The 15,157-nt window shown below is 63.0% G+C and carries 14 protein-coding genes; 4 read left to right on the top strand and 10 right to left on the bottom strand.

What is annotated here, in order from left to right; genetic code table 11:
• Window positions 1-17: 17 nt before the first annotated feature.
• From KW062_RS22580 to KW062_RS22565, 4 genes are all read left to right on the top strand, one after another.
• A complete protein-coding gene (locus tag KW062_RS22580; protein ID WP_027619917.1) occupies window positions 18-1,433 on the top strand; it encodes an amino acid permease in 1,416 nt (471 codons plus the stop codon).
• 127 nt (window positions 1,434-1,560) lie between these two features.
• Window positions 1,561-2,889 (top strand): OprD family porin, encoded by a 1,329-nt coding sequence (locus KW062_RS22575; RefSeq protein ID WP_105753844.1) that lies wholly within the window; start codon window positions 1,561-1,563, stop codon window positions 2,887-2,889.
• A 78-nt stretch (window positions 2,890-2,967) separates the two neighbouring features.
• Window positions 2,968-4,728 carry a hypothetical protein gene (locus KW062_RS22570; protein ID WP_218277046.1) on the top strand — a complete coding sequence of 587 codons (1,761 nt, stop codon included), beginning with the start codon at window positions 2,968-2,970 and terminating at the stop codon, window positions 4,726-4,728.
• A 96-nt stretch (window positions 4,729-4,824) separates the two neighbouring features.
• On the top strand, window positions 4,825-5,886 hold the full coding sequence (locus KW062_RS22565) for a porin (protein ID WP_027619919.1): 1,062 nt from the start codon (window positions 4,825-4,827) through the stop codon (window positions 5,884-5,886).
• Between the two features lie 354 nt (window positions 5,887-6,240).
• Here KW062_RS22565 and KW062_RS22560 read toward each other — a convergent pair whose 3' ends face one another.
• The 10 genes from KW062_RS22560 to KW062_RS22515 all read right to left on the bottom strand — a co-directional run bounded on the left by KW062_RS22560 (window position 6,241) and on the right by KW062_RS22515 (window position 15,156).
• The gene (locus tag KW062_RS22560) at window positions 6,241-7,227 is read right to left on the bottom strand and encodes an amidohydrolase family protein (protein WP_105753842.1); all 987 of its coding nucleotides are present in this window, start codon (window positions 7,225-7,227) and stop codon (window positions 6,241-6,243) included.
• Window positions 7,224-7,796, bottom strand: a complete 573-nt coding sequence (locus KW062_RS22555) for a 3-hydroxyanthranilate 3,4-dioxygenase (protein ID WP_027619921.1) — start codon at window positions 7,794-7,796, stop codon at window positions 7,224-7,226. Before KW062_RS22555 ends, KW062_RS22560 begins: the two co-directional genes overlap by 4 nt.
• Window positions 7,797-7,806: 10 nt before the next feature.
• Window positions 7,807-8,232 (bottom strand): RidA family protein, encoded by a 426-nt coding sequence (locus KW062_RS22550; RefSeq protein WP_027619922.1) that lies wholly within the window; start codon window positions 8,230-8,232, stop codon window positions 7,807-7,809.
• 24 nt (window positions 8,233-8,256) lie between these two features.
• Window positions 8,257-9,027, bottom strand: a complete 771-nt coding sequence (locus KW062_RS22545; RefSeq protein WP_027619923.1) for a 2-keto-4-pentenoate hydratase — start codon at window positions 9,025-9,027, stop codon at window positions 8,257-8,259.
• Entirely contained in the window at window positions 9,024-10,052 is a 1,029-nt protein-coding gene (gene dmpG, locus KW062_RS22540; RefSeq protein WP_027619924.1) for a 4-hydroxy-2-oxovalerate aldolase, read from the bottom strand. The genes KW062_RS22545 and dmpG overlap by 4 nt, the downstream gene beginning before the upstream one ends.
• Window positions 10,053-10,062: 10 nt before the next feature.
• A complete protein-coding gene (locus KW062_RS22535) occupies window positions 10,063-10,998 on the bottom strand; it encodes an acetaldehyde dehydrogenase (acetylating) (protein WP_105753841.1) in 936 nt (311 codons plus the stop codon).
• Window positions 10,999-11,009: 11 nt separating this feature from the next.
• Window positions 11,010-11,822 (bottom strand): fumarylacetoacetate hydrolase family protein, encoded by an 813-nt coding sequence (locus KW062_RS22530; RefSeq protein WP_027619926.1) that lies wholly within the window; start codon window positions 11,820-11,822, stop codon window positions 11,010-11,012.
• Window positions 11,823-11,836: 14 nt separating this feature from the next.
• A complete protein-coding gene (locus KW062_RS22525; RefSeq protein WP_105753840.1) occupies window positions 11,837-13,303 on the bottom strand; it encodes a 2-hydroxymuconic semialdehyde dehydrogenase in 1,467 nt (488 codons plus the stop codon).
• 104 nt (window positions 13,304-13,407) lie between these two features.
• The gene (locus KW062_RS22520; protein ID WP_105753839.1) at window positions 13,408-14,370 is read right to left on the bottom strand and encodes a LysR substrate-binding domain-containing protein; all 963 of its coding nucleotides are present in this window, start codon (window positions 14,368-14,370) and stop codon (window positions 13,408-13,410) included.
• A gap of 72 nt (window positions 14,371-14,442) precedes the next feature.
• Window positions 14,443-15,156, bottom strand: coding sequence for an HNH endonuclease (locus KW062_RS22515; RefSeq protein WP_105753838.1), 714 nt, complete (start codon window positions 15,154-15,156; stop codon window positions 14,443-14,445).
• Between the last annotated feature and the right edge of the window lies 1 nt (window position 15,157).

Below are 15,157 nucleotides of genomic sequence, written 5' to 3'. Positions count from 1 at the left end.
GACCTGAGCACTCGAATATGACAAAAACAACAAGCTCTTTCGATAACCTGGTCCAGCGCGAGCAGGGCCTGAAACAAAGCCTGACCAGTAGCCAGCTGTCGATGATTGCCATTGGCGGCGCTATTGGCACCGGGCTGTTCCTCGGCAGCGGCTTTGCCATTGGCTTTGCCGGTCCCAGCGTGCTGCTGAGTTATGGCATCGGTGCCGTGATCGCGCTGCTCCTGATGGGCTGTCTGGCAGAAATGACCGTTCGCCATCCGACGTCGGGCTCCTTCGGTTCTTTCGCCGAGTTCTACGTGGCGCCCTGGTTCGGCTTCCTCATTCGCTATGCATACTGGGCGTCCATTGTCTTTGCGGTGGGCACCGAGATCACGGCTGCGGCGATGTACATGAAGTACTGGTTCCCGGACGTGCCGGGCGGCTACTGGATGATCACCTTCTCGGCGGCGCTGGTGTTGAGCAACGTGCTAAGCGTCAAGGTCTTCGGCGCCATCGAGTATGTGTTCTCGCTGCTCAAGCTGTGCGCCATCGTCGCCTTCATTCTGTTGGGCGCCTGGGTGGTTTATGGGGCGCCAGCGGATTCGACCATCGGTTTCGCCAACTACACCAATGATCGTGGCTTCTTTCCCAACGGCATGTGGGGGACCTGGGTAGCGGTCATCGTGGCGTTCTTCAGCTACCTGAGCATCGAGATGATCGCGGTCGCGGCGGGTGAGGCCAAGGATCCCAAGCGCGCAGTCACCAAGGCCTTCCGCATCACCGTGGTGCGCTTGGTGGTGTTCTACCTGCTGACCATCGCACTGGTCTTGGCAATCTTGCCATGGGGGCAGAACAACGGTGGCCAGAGCCCGTTTGTCACGGTGATGCACGCGACGGGCGTTCCCTACGCCGGAGCAGTGTTCAACGGGGTGATCCTGATCGCCGCGCTATCGGCGATGAATAGCCAGCTGTACATCACGTCACGGCTGATGTTTAGCCTGGCGCGAGCTGGCCAGGCGCCGGCACTGTTCGGGCGATTGAGCGCTCGCGGTGTGCCGTTGGCGGCCCTGCTGGTGTCGTCGCTGGGGATCGGTCTGGGCACTTTGTTGTACATCGCCTACCCGAAGGACGCCTTCACCCTGATGATGTCGATCGCCATGTTCGGCGCGATGTTCACCTGGGCCGGAATCTTCCTCACCCACCTGTTCTTCCGCCGTCGTCAGGACAGCGCGTCCCTGGAGTTCCGTCTGTGGGGCTACCCCTGGACCAGCCTGGCCGGGCTGCTGCTGATGCTTGCAGTGATGCTGACCACGCTATTCACCGAGGAGTTCGCCCTGACCCTGGTCTGCGGTGTGCCCTTCCTGCTGGTGATGGGATTGATCTACTTCCTGCGTTTTCGCAAGTCACGCTCCGTCGAGGGTGAGGCGCCTCGTCCGCTGCCGATTCGGCACTGAGCCGGCCCTGGCCTGATCGAAAGATCGGGCCATCCATTCCCTGAACAATCCGTCCCCGGGCGCTTCGCCGTCCGGGTAGGGAGCGGCTTGCCCGCTGACCATGAGTATTAAGTCGTACGAGGATGTCATGCGCGTATTTCGCTCAGCCGTGCCCCTGATTTCGGGCCTTCTGGCCCTGCCGGCCCATGCGGTAACGGCGCCTGCCGAGGGCTGGGGCAGTCTCGTCGAGGGCAGCCAGCTCAAGCTGTTGCTGCGCAATTCCTATTTCAACCGCAGCAAGGAAGAAGGGCGTCCAGACCAGCGTGACTGGACCCAGGGCATCAACCTCGACTTCAGCTCCGGCTTCACCCCTGGCACCCTCGGGTTCGGGATGGACGGGTTCGTTTACCAGGGGCTGCGTCTCGATGCCTCGGCGGGCAAGACCGGCACACGCAACCTGCCGGTGCGTGATAACGGCGAGCCGGCCGACGAATATGCCAAGGCCGGCGCGGCGCTGAAACTGCGGCTGTCAAAGACCGAACTGAAGGTGGGCGAACAGCGCCCGGATACCCCGGTGTTCGGTGTCAGTCACTTCCGCATCGTGCCGCAGACCGCCACCGGCCTGAGCCTGCGCAGCCGCGAGCACGATGACCTGGATGTGCAGGCTGGCCATTTCACCTCGGCCACCAGTCCGGTGACCACCAACGCCGACGGTGACCTATGGGCGGTGATGGCTGAGGTCAGCACGCCGCGCGCCGACTATGCCGGCGCTACCTGGCAATGGGCGCCGGGGCACTCGCTGGCGTTGTACGGCGCGAAGTTCGAGGACATTTGGTACCAGGGCTACGCGAATCTGAGTTCGCGCTTTGCATTGGCAGACGAGCGTGAAGCCGGGCTGAACCTGACCCTGTACCGGACCACCGAGACCGGCACGGCACGCGCCGGCGAGATCGACAACCTGACGCTGGGCGCCTCGACTTACCTGCGCCTGGGCAGCCACCGCTTCCTGCTCGGGCTGCAGAAGGTCCACGGCGACACACCGTTCGACTACCTCGGCGTCGGTGATAACGATCGCAAGGGTCGCAACGGCAACGACCAGGGGGCCTCGATCTGGCTGCCCAACTCGGCGCAATTTTCCGATTTCAACGGGCCTCGGGAACGCTCCTGGCAGGTTCGCTACGACTATTCGTTCGCAGCCTTGGGGCTGCCCGGCAGCTCAATGATGGTCCGCTACATCGAGGGCAGCCGGATCGACGGCGGCGGGATTGCGCTCGGCAGTCCCTACGCCGGGCGCTATGGCGACGACGGCGCGCATCGCGAGACCAACATCGAATTGCGTTACGTGGTGGCGGCCGGGCCGGCCAAGGGCTTGAGCCTGCGGTTGCGTCAGGCCTGGCATCGCGCCAATGCCGATCAGGGTTCCGGCGACCTCGATGATTTTCGGCTGATCACCGATTACCCCCTGGAGATTTTCTGACGCCCCGCGCGTGGCGGCCTGCGCACAGGCAACGAGCACAAAGACTGCCCGATGGGGCTTTACCAAACGGAGTAAATAATGAAAACAATGCAGCTCTCTGTTAACCCTGCCACCGGACACACGCGCAGTCGCCTTGCGCTGTCGCTGGTGGTCGCTCTCTTCGCCACCACGGGCCTGCATGCCGAAGAGCATGCCCCGATGAACATCACCGATCCGCTGGTCAAGCGCTTGACCGAGCTGGGCCCGGAGCGCATTCCGCCGGTGCCGGCACCGGGCAGCTATGGCATGGACAAAGCCACCGGCAAGTTCATCTGGCCGGTCGCCACGCCTTTCTCCCATGAAGGTAAGCCGTTCCCTGGCGAGCTGGATCACTGGGACACCAAGAGCTACATCAAGAACATGAAGGTCGAGGCCTACTACCCGATCACGGTCGAGCCTTTCCACACCTGGCAGAACATCGTCGACTTCGTCGGCAAGCGCTACCTCTACCAGTACGTGCGCCGCGACCTGAAGATCTTTGACATTACCAATCCCAAGGACGTGAAGGTGCTGTTGGCCAAGGGCGCTCCATGGGGCGTGGACGGCCCGGGTAAGGAGGTCAACCCCTACCCGGCGGACGACTTCTTCGGCGCTGCGTCTATCCAGTGGAACAAGAAGCTGGGCAAGAACATCATGGTGCAGTCCTTCGAGACCCGCCGTTTTGGCGTGCTGAGCGACAAGTATCGTGAGCCGGACAAGGTCGAAGCCATCCGCAAATCCAAGCACCTCAAAGGCTTCAAGGTGTATGAGATGAATGGCCCGCTGCCTCAGGACTGGAAGCTGATCGCCACCCGCACCACCGATATCGAGCACCCGGATGCGCCGATCGGTGAGCAACAAGGCTCCGGGGCCCGTGACATTCCTGCCTATTTTGGCGGCGATGTGATGTACGTGGCGGCGGCACCGAGTGACAAGTACGCGCTCACCGAATACCCCAACGACCTGTACAACTCGGGCTATCAGTCCTGGGACATGTCCAACCCGAGCGACCCCAAGCTGCTCGACGTGCTGACCGTGCCTGGCCAGATCATCGGCGATCCCGAGCACGAGGCCGTGTTCAAGGCCAACCCGCGCTCGGGTAACCGGGCCTCCTGGATGGGCTCGCGGGCGTCGCTGTTCATTCCCAAACCGGTGGAGCAGGGCGGCAAATACGGCTATGCGGCCATGGGCGGGATGGGCCTGTATGTGGTCGACATCACCGACTCGGCAAACCTCAAGGTGGTCGGCCATCTCGAATTCCCGGTCAGTGTGGCCGGTACCGAAGGCGACGGTATTGATGTGAGCCAAGTGGAGAAAACCGGGCTGATCTACTTCAGCGGCTACCCGCTGACCGAGGACTGCTACGAGGCGGTCAAGCCTATCTATGCCGTGGATGTTCGCGACCCGACCAAGCCAGTCATCAAGCACACCCTGCCATTGCCGACGCCGCCGGCCGAAGCTGGCTTCACCGACTACTGCCAGCGCAAGGGCAGCTTCGGACCCAAGCGCAGTGGTTACTACACCCAGCCTGGCGTCGCGCGTGACGGCATCCTGCCGTATGCCTACTACAACGCCGGTGTGCAGGTGTTTGACGTGCGTAACCCGGACAAGCCAATGATCGGCGCCTACTTCGTACCGCCGTACGACACCAAAAACGTCGTGAGCTGGGCCATGGGTAACCTGACGCACGGCACCTACACCGAGTACGACCGCAACCTGATCTGGGTCTTCACCAACCACGGCTTCTATGCACTCTCGACCCCGTTGCTGGGTGAGCCGAGCTTTGCGCCGCCGACGAAGACCTGGCCGCCCCGGGACTGATCCAGACCCGCAAGAACAGTAAGACCAATAAGAAACCAGGCCGCGACAGCAGGGGTGTGCTGTCGCGAGCCTCTACTCGTTCTATCGGAGCATTCAATGCACAAGCTTTTACTCATTCTGCCGCTGGTGAGTGGCTACGCCTGCGCGGACATCGCAGACCTCAAGGACGTTTCGGGCATCGACGTGATCGAGCTTTCCGGGGTCATTGACGTCAACTACGAGGTGGCCAAGTCCGGTGGTCACACCGAGGAACGTGCCAACGGCGGTGGCTTGAGCGCCAACCGCCTGCAACTGCATATGCAGGAGGCGGTCACCGAGGACCTGTCGCTGAACTGGATCTATCAGGCGCAGTACAACCCGCATTCAGATGACGATATCAGCAAGCGCGAGACCTATTTCGAGGGCATTTCCAAGCGCTGGGGAACCCTCAGCGCGGGCCGCCGGGATACCCCGTCCGCCAACGCCTATGGTTACGCCGACCCGCTGTACAACAACGACTACAGCCTGATCAGTAACGTCATGGTGTTCTACGCGCCGTGGCGTGAAGACGGCCTGTTGATGTACATCAGTCCGAGAATTGACGGCTTTGAGTTCCGTGGTGGTGTCACCGACGGCGAGGACGATGGCAGCCGCGATGGGCAGGTCATCAGCCTCGCTGTCGATCGCTGGACCGACAGCCCCTGGTATTTCTCGGCTGCCGTGGACCGCAAGTACCAACGCAATCTGTGGGACCACAAGACCATGGAGCAGTCCACCGATGCTTATCTGACGGCGGTCTACAGCATGGGCAAGACCGATCTGTCGGCGGTTTACCACCGCTATGTGGGCTACTACGCCTACGCGCCTTGGGTGGATTTCGCTTCCAACGGCAACGACTTGCAACTGGGTGTTCGTCATAACTTCGGTAACAAACACAATGCCACGGTCAGCTTCGTCTACAAGGACGACCGTAAGGACGAAGCCCTGAGCGATGCTGCGGCGATCAGCCTGGGTTACATCTACAACTACGACAAGAGCATCGACCTCTACGGGGTGTACGCCTACATCCATCACACCCGAGACAGCGAGATCCGCTACCCGGTCAGCTGGAGCCTGGACAGCCCGCTGCCGAACGAAAACCCGCAAGGCATGCAACTGGGCGTGCGCATCAAGTTCTAACCTTCCCCCCCCCCGCAACCCCGGCAATTGCCGGGGTTGCGTCTTTTCTCCCGATCCTGGCAATGCGGCGTGAATAACACACCGCCTTCGCGAGCAAGCTCGCTCCCACAGGTACCGCTGCGTCAGACACAAACTCCGCATCCAACCTGCATCTACTGTGGGAGCGAGCCTGCTCGCGATGGGGCCGGCACATCCAACATTTGCATCGCCTGATACACCGCCATCCACCCTGTTCAGTGACTGACACACCGTCTTCGCGAGCAGGCTTGCTCCTGCAGAAGGCAATTGTGAGGCACGAAAAAAAGCCCCCTATCCGCACGCGAACAGGGGGCCAGGTGGCCGAGCCAAAGGAGATCAGAGGCCGAAAAATGCCTGGGCGTTGCCGGCAGCAATACGCTGCTTGTCGCTTGCAGAAAGTGTGGGGTGCTCAAGGACACCCGCACCGATTTGCTGCTCGCCCAGCGGGAAGGGCGCATCGGAGCCGAGCATTACGCGGTCGGTGCCCATCACCTCCACCAGCAGCTTGAGCGCACGCTGGTCGAAGACGGCGGAGTCGACATGGAAGCGCTTGACGTAGCTGGACGGCAGGTTCGGGCAGTCTTCGCGGACAATGTCGCGGTGGTGCCAGGCATTGTCGACACGGCCGAGCAAAAAGGCGAAGCCGCCGCCACCGTGGGCGAAACACAGACGCAGGGACTCGGGCAGGGTTTCGAAGGCGCCAGAGAGAATCAGCGAGAGGATGCCGAGTTGGGTTTCCGCCGGCATGGCAACCAGCCAGGGCAGCATCCACTTCTTCATGCGCTCGTGGCCCATCATGTCCCAGGGGTGAACGAGCAGAGGGATGTCCTCGCTGGCGCAATGGTGGAGGAAGGTGACCAGGCCGTCATGATCGAGATCGTGGTTGCCGACGTGGTTGCCGATCTGCACGCCTATGTGTCCGCAGGCCTTGGCACGGCTGGCCTCGCGGCAGGCGGCATCAATGTCCTGCAGCGGAACCTGGGCCAGCACCTTGAGGCGGTCCGGGGCATGGGCGGCCATTTGCAGTGCGCGGTCGTTCATCAATTGCGCCCAGGGCAGGGCGCGTTCAATGGGCTGGTCATAGCCGAACATCACCGGGGTGGCGCACATCACCTGGATATCCAGGCCTTGCTCGTCGAGATGTTCGAGGCGTCGTACCGGGTCCCAGAGCACATCATGTACCGGGCGGAAGGGTTTGTTGCCGAGCATGATCTGCCCGCGCCGACCTTCGGTACGCAGCCACGGCGCGCGCTCCGGGCTTAGGCGGGCGGCTTCCTCCTGGCTGATGGTGGGGAAGAAGTGGGAGTGGATATCGATCTTCATGCAGGGTGGAACTCCTGGAGTGTCTGGTGCCAGGTCTGCCAGTCACGGCCAGGATGAACCTCACCGCATCCCGCGCAGCGGCGCTCTTCGTCTGTTGTGGCGTAGAAGCGTTCGTACACCGGCGGCAGGTCGGCGACGATGCTTTCCAGTTGCATCTCATAGCGTTTGATCAGGTGGCCACAGCGGGCGCACGACCACTGCAGGGCATCGTGGAGGCCGGCCGGGCGCTTGCGCTCGATGACCAGGCACAGGCTGCCGGGCTCGGGGCGCTGGGGCGAATGAATGACATGGGGCGCCATCAGGTAAATGTCGCCCTCCTTGAGGTTGATCCGCTCGTACTGGTTGCGGTCCCAGATGTTCAGGTAGGCGTTGCCCTTGAACTGGTAGAAAAACTCTTCCACCGGGTCGTCATGGAAATCGGTGCGCTGGTTGGGACCGCCAACCACCGTGACCATGAAATCGCTGCCTTGCCAGACCTGCTGGTTGCCCACCGGTGGCTTGAGCAGGTGGGCGTGGTCTTCGATCCAGCGATTGAAGTTGAGTGGCGGGCTGAAGTGGTGCTTGTCCATTATTATTCTCTCAGCGTAAGCGCGGCGCGTAGGCGATGGCCTTGATCTCGATGCGCAGGTGTGGGTGCGGCAGTTGGTGGACGGCGACCGTGGTGCGGGTCGGCCCGGTTTCGTCGAAGTATTCGGCATAGACCTGGTTGTAGCCGCCGAAGTCGTTTATATCGACCAGGAAGGTGCTGATCTCCACCAGGTTGTCGAGGCTGGCGTTCTCGCTGGCGAGAATGTCACGGATGTTCTCGATCACCGCGCGGGTCTGCGCGCGGATGTCCAGGTTGGTGGTGCCCATCTCGTCCACTTCGACGCCGACGAAGCTGTTGTCCGGGCGGCGCGAGCTGGTGCCGGAGACGAACAGGAAGTCGCCGGCGCGCTTGATGTGGGGGAAGCGGCCGCGAGGCTTGGCCTTGCCGGCGACGACGGTGGCGCGATTGTCACTCATGATGAGGTTCCTTGTGAGTTCGGCTCAGGCGCGCACACTGAAGCTGCTTTCGCCCAGGCCCTGGATTTCGACGCTGACATGCATGCCCGGACGCAATGCTTCGGCGGCGGTAGCTGCTCCGGCCATCACCAGGCTACCGGCGGGCAACACCCGTTCGGCGTCGTGCAACAAACGCGAGGCCTGCACCAGGCTGCGCAGCGGTTGGCCGAGGATCGCGGCAGTGGAGCCGACCTGCACTGCGCGGCCGTCCAGGCGCATCACCACGCCGGCGTTGGCCAGCGCGGAAAAATCCCGCGACCAGGGGCCGACGGTCAGGCCGGAGGAGGAACAGTTATCCGCCACCACGTCCTCCAGGCTGAACTTGAAGGCCTGGTAGCGCGAGTCGATGATTTCCAGTGCCGGTGCCACGGCCTCCACGTAGTCCGCCGCCTCCAGCAGGGTCAACGGGCGGTCGATATCCCGGCGGGTGAGGAAGCACACCTCCGGTTCGGCGCGTGGGTGGATGTAGCGCGACAGGTCGACCAGGCCGCCGTCCTCTTCCAGCATGGCATCGGTAAGCCAGCCCCAGATCAAGCTGTCGACGCCCATCTGGACCATCTTGGCGCGGCTGGTGAAACCCAGCTTGATGCCGATGCAGCGTTCACCGTCGTCGTAACGGTGCTGCATGGCGCCGAGCTGGATGCGGTAGGCGTCTTCCAGCGAGAAAGGCGTCTCGAGGCTGAACTGGGCCAGCGGTCGAGCACGCCGTGCGGCCTGGTCGAGTGCGCTGGCGATGCGGGCGATATCGGTGTTCATGGGCGGTTCTCCGGGCGCTGGGCCAGCAGATCAAGGGCGACGTCAACGATCATGTCTTCCTGGCCGCCGACCATCCGCCGCTTGCCCAGTTCGACGAGAATGTCGAGGGTCTTCAGGCCGTATTTGGCAGCGGCCACTTCGGCATGGCGCAGGAAGCTGGAATAGACCCCGGCATAGCCGAGGCCGAGGGTTTCGCGGTCGACCCGCACCGGGCGGTCTTGCAGCGGCCGCACCAGGTCGTCGGCGGCGTCCATCAGGCGGTACAGATCAGTGCCGTGGTTCCAGCCCAGGCGATCCGCAGCGGCGATAAACACTTCGAGAGGTGCATTACCGGCGCCGGCGCCCATGCCGGCGAGGCTGGCGTCGATGCGGTCGCAACCTTCCTGCACGGCGACGATCGAGTTGGCCACGCCGAGGGACAGGTTATGGTGCGCGTGCATGCCGGTCTGGGTGTCGGGCTTGAGCAGGGCCTTGAAGGCGCGCATGCGGTCGCGAATGTCATCCATGTTCATCGCGCCGCCGGAGTCCGCCATGTAGATGCACTGCGCGCCGTAGCGCTCCATCAGTTGTCCCTGCCGGGCCAGTTCTTCGGCCGGGATCATGTGGCTCATCATCAGGAAACCGACGGTGTCCATGCCCAGCGTGCGGGCATATTCGATGTGCTGCCGGGCAACGTCCGCTTCGGTGCAGTGGGTGGCCACCCGCACCGAACGCGCGCCGGCGTCGTAGGCGGCTTTCAGGTCGTGCACGGTGCCTATGCCGGGGAGCAACAGCACGGTGAGGCGGGCGTGCTCGATGACGTCGGCCGCCGCCTCGATCCATTCCAGGTCGGTGTGGGCGCCGAAACCGTAGTTGAAGGACGAGCCTTGCAGGCCGTCGCCGTGGGTCACTTCGATGGAATCGACGCGGGCCTGGTCAAGGGCGCGGGCAATGGCCTGGACCTGTTCGAGGCTGTACTGGTGACGGATCGCATGGCTGCCATCACGCAGGGTGACGTCGGAGATATACAGCTTCTTGCCGTTCATGGGGCGTTCCTCAGGCGTTCAGCAGCGATTGCGCCATGCGCTCGGCGGTGGCCAGCGCGGCGGAGGTCATGATGTCGAGGTTGCCGGCGTAGGCCGGCAGGTAATGGGCGGCGCCTTCCACCTCGAGGAAAATCGAGGTCTTCAATCCGCTGAAGCGGCCATGGCCGGGGATGTTCAGTGGCGCCGACTCGGGGATCAGGTCGAACTGCACCTTTTGCTTCAGACGGTAGCCCGGCACGTAGGCCTGCACGGCGACGGCCATTTCCTCCACGCTGGCCTCGATGCGCGCCTGATCGGCGGCCTCGGACAGCACGAACACAGTGTCGCGCATCATCAGCGGCGGTTCAGCCGGGTTCATGACGATGATCGCCTTGCCCTTGGTGGCGCCGCCTATGACTTCGATGGCCTTGCTGGTGGTTTCGGTGAATTCGTCAATGTTGGCGCGGGTGCCAGGGCCGGCGGATTTGCTGGCGATGGAGGCGACGATCTCGGCGTAATGCACCTTGGCCACCCGCGACACGGCCGCCACCATCGGGATGGTTGCCTGGCCTCCACAGGTGACCATGTTGACGTTGAGCGCCTGCAGGTGCTGCTCCAGATTGACCACCGGCACGCAGTAAGGACCGATGGCGGCCGGGGTCAGGTCAATCAGGCGCAGGTTCGGCTTGTGGCTTCGCAACAAGGCGTCGTTCTTTACATGGGCGTTGGCGCTGGTGGCATCGAAGACGATGTCGATCTCGTTGAAAACCGGCAGCCGGGTCAAGCCCTCGATGCCTTCGTGAGTAGTGGCCACGCCCAGGCGTGCGGCGCGGGCCAGGCCGTCCGACGCCGGGTCGATGCCGACCAGGGCGCCCATTTCCAGGTGCTGAGCATTGCGCAGCACCTTGATCATCAGGTCAGTGCCGATGTTGCCGGAGCCGATGATCGCGACTTTGAGTTTGCGCATGGGGACTCCTCTCAACTGCGGCTGGCAAAGGCGGCGCTGACGCTGCCCAGGCCCTGGATATGGGCGGTGAAGTGATCGCCCGGCTGGGCTGCGACCATCGGGCCGAGCGCGCCGGTCAGCAGGATGTCGCCGGCGCGCAGCGGCTCGCCGAGGCGGGCCATGGTGTCGGCGAGCCAGACGGCGGCGTTCAGCGGGTTGCCCAGACAGGCCGCACCGGCACCGACCGATACCGGATCACCGCGCAGGGTCATGCTCATGCCGCAGCGCACCAGATCCAGGCGGTCCAACTGCACGGGGCAAGTACCGAGCACGAACAGGCCGGACGAAGCGTTGTCGGCGATGGTGTCCACCAGCCGGATGTCCCAATTGGCGATGCGGCTGCCGACGATCTCAATCGCCGGCAGCGCAAAGGCGGTGGCGCGGATGAGGTCGGCCACGGTGTGGCGTTCGTGGGGTAGGTCGTGCTCCAGCACCAGGGCGATCTCGGCCTCGACCTTGGGTTGGGCGCAGTCCGCCCAGTCGATTGGCTGGCCATCGCCACGAGCCATGTCGGCCAGCAGCAGGCCGAAGTCGGGCTGGTCGACGCCCAACTGAGCTTGCACCGCCGGACTGGTCAGGCCGATTTTTCGCCCCACCGGGCGGCGCCCGGCGGCTATCGCGAGTTGATTGTTATGGCGCTGCACGGCGTAGGCCAGAGCCATGGCGTCGGCATCGGGCTGGTCGGCCAGGGCGGCGGCGATCAACTCGCGAACCGCTGGGCAGGGTTGGCCGCTCAGTTGCGCCTGGCGCAGGCTTTCAGCGGCTTGGAGGAGGGCTGCATGCATAGGAATTCTCCTGCTCAGGCGTTAACGCAGACGGTGGTGGCTTGGGAGTAGAAGTCCAGTGAGTGACGGCCACCCTCGCGGCCCAGGCCGGAGAGTCGTGCCCCACCGAATGGGGTGCGCAGGTCACGCAGGAACCAGGTGTTGACCCAGACCATGCCGACGCGCAACTGGCCGGACACCTTGTGCGCGCGCTTGAGGTTGGTGGTCCAGACGGCGGCGGCCAGGCCGTAGGCGGAATCGTTGACGCGACGGATCACTTCATCGTCGCGGTCGAACGGGGCGACGTGACAGACCGGACCGAAAACTTCCTCACGCACGCAGTGGGCGTCATCGGACAGCCCGGTCCAGATCGTCGGTTGCACATAGGCACCGTTGTCGCGGGCGTCGCCGAAGTGCGGCACACCGCCACCGGTGACCACCGTCGCACCCTCGCGGCGGGCCAGTTCGAAGTAGCCGAGCACCTTGTCGCGGTGCTGGTGGGAGATCAGCGAACCCATGTTCACGCCGTCCTCGTCCGGGTAGCCGATCTTGAGCTTTTCAGCGCCCTCCTTGAGGGCGGCAACAAAGCGCTCGAAGATCGGTCGTTCGACGTAGACCCGTTCCGAGCACAGGCAGACCTGGCCGGAGTTGGTGAAGCTGGAGCGCAGCACGCCTGCGACGGCGGCGTCGAAGTCGCAGTCGGCGAAGACCACGGCGGCGTTCTTGCCCCCCAGTTCGAAGGACACTTCGCGCACGCCCTCGGCGGCCGCTTTCATGATGGTGGCGCCGGTGCGGGACTCGCCGGTGAAAGTAATGGCATCGACATCGGGGTGACGGGTGAGGAATTCACCGGCCGAGTTGCGCCCCAATCCATGCACCAGATTGAACACGCCGGCCGGCACGCCGACTTCCTGCATGACTTCAGCCAGCAAGGTGGCGGTGCTGGGGGATTCTTCCGACGGCTTGACCACCACCGAGTTGCCGCACGCCAGCGCAGGCGCGACCTTCCAGGTCAGCAGCAGCATCGGCAGGTTCCACGGTGAGATGATCGCGACCACGCCGTGAGGTTTGCGCAGGGTGTAGCTGAAGACGTCGCTGGCGTCGGCGGTGCGCATCTCGTAATACTCGCCGCCCGCTTGGCGAATCAGTTCGGCGAAGGTGCGGAAGTTGTGCACGCCACGGGCGATATCCAGGGTCCGGGCCTGCTGGACGGGGCGACCGGTATCGGCCACCTCGGCGGCAACGAACTCCTCGAAGCGACGCTCGATGCCATCGGCAATGCGCACCAGCACATCCGCCCGCTGATCGGCGCTGTAGCCGGCCCAGGGACCGTCTTGAGCCGCTTTGGCCGCAGTGACCGCACTGTCCACCAATGCTGCGTCGGCCTTGCAGACCCGGGCCAGGGTTCGACCGTCGATGGGAGAAACCTTGTCAAAGGTCGCGGCGGTCGCAACGAACTCGCCGTTCACGAAATGGCGCAGCAGGGGCAGGGGATGGGTCACAGTAACCTCCGATTCTTGGATTTTCGGAGGAGTCTATGGGGTCTTTCTATTAGCGAGTAATCAAATGATCGCTGTCAGATATTAGTGATTGGAATAGTCATTGCTCAATCCTGCGGTGCGCCATGTTGCTCTTGAGCGGCCTGCTCCAGACACTCGCGGAACAACCGTGCGGCCGGCCCCAGTTCGCGGTTGCGAGCATGGAAATAGCCGATGTCGCCGAACTGCAGATGGGCGCCCAGGTCCAGGGTGGCCAGCAGCCCGGCTCCGGTGAATTGACGGGTGGCGTCCAGGGGCATGACCGCGATGGTCTGCTGGTCCTGCATCAGACTGATGTTGGTGAGAATCGACAACGACTCGACCACGTTGGGGGGGGCGGTTAATCCGGCGTTGTCGAAAAGACTGTCGACGGTGCGGCGCAGCAGCGAATCGCGGGTCGGCAGCACCCAGGGATAGTCGAGCAAGGCCTCGAGTTTGACCGGGTCCTGGCCCGCCAGCGGGTGGTTCGCGCCAGCAACGACGGCCAGCTCCTCACCATAAAGCACCTCCGCCGCCAACTGAGACGATTCGTGATACCAGCGCCAGTCATCCGGGACACGCCCCACCACCAGGTCGACCTCGCCCACGGTCAGGGCCGGGAACAACTGATCCATCTGGCCGACCCGCAGTGACACCAGCACCTTCGGCGCCCGTTGCTTGAGCAATTGCAGGGCGCGCGGCAGCAGCGAACTGGAGGCGGAAATCAGCGTGCCCACCAGCACCTGCCCCGAAGTGCCCTCCTGGTAGGCATTCACCTCGTCGGTCAACGAACGCAACTCGGCCAGCAGCGACTTGCTGCGCCGCGCCACCAACTCACCCAACGCCGTAGCCCTGACCCCCCGATTCCCCCGCACCAGCAAGGGCGCGTCGAAATAGGATTCCAGCTCGTGAATGATCTTGGTGACGGCGGGTTGAGTCAGGCTCAACGCCTGGGCAGCGCGCAGCAGGGAGCCACTCTGAAGGACCTGGTCAAACACCATCAACTGATAGAACTTGAGTTTGCGTGCAACGGACAGATGGGTGAACTGCATGCTAGACCTTCGAGTGACGGACTTTTTGTGGGGCGCAGCATTGCATATTTGGGGTGGGGGGGTTCAAGCCAACTACTCGGGTCTTAACCGTTTCACCTTAAGATAAAGCGAAGCGGTGAACGCATCCCGATCACTGGAATAGTGACAACGTCGGTGACAGTTCGGGCATAGCGCTACCGCATTGCTCGGACGATCGGAACCGTCCTTTGCCAAATGCCTAACGTGATGAACCTCGAGAAAGGGTTGGCCGGACTTTTCAAACGGAGCCGGTTCGCCGCAGCCTTGGCATATACCTTTAGCCTGTTGGCGCACCCACGCCCTCACTCCGGGATCGCGAACGAACGATTTACCGTTGGACTGAGTTTGCTCCGGTTTCTCAATGCCCTTTGGCTCGACTTCAATGGGTCGTCGCTCAAGCTTTAAAGCGCGCAGCTCCAGCGTTGCCTCGTCGGCTGTCGGGACCAAGTCCTCGGGAGTGATAGGGCCTGGAGCATTGAGGGCTTCACGAATGATCTTGGTAACGCGGGGGCCGACATTCTTGGCGGGTTTGTAGCCCTCAATGGGGCGACGCCCGAGTTCTTCCAACACGGTGGAAATGTTCTGCATCCGAAACTCAACAGAGCTTTTGGTCCGACCGGCCAAAGCGCCTTCGCGCAAGACGCGATTTTCATGAGCCTTGTTGATCGCCTGACCAGCTTGCTCGCGAGAAAGCATGTTGAGGTAGGCATCGACGGCAGCTTGAATTTCTACCTCAGTCCAATCGCTGTTGCTCTTTTTAGTATCCATA

This window comes from Pseudomonas fluorescens (genome assembly GCF_019212185.1).
GTDB lineage: Bacteria > Pseudomonadota > Gammaproteobacteria > Pseudomonadales > Pseudomonadaceae > Aquipseudomonas.
Note: the sequence above shows the minus strand (reverse complement) of the source record. Positions and strands in the feature narration are given on the sequence as shown.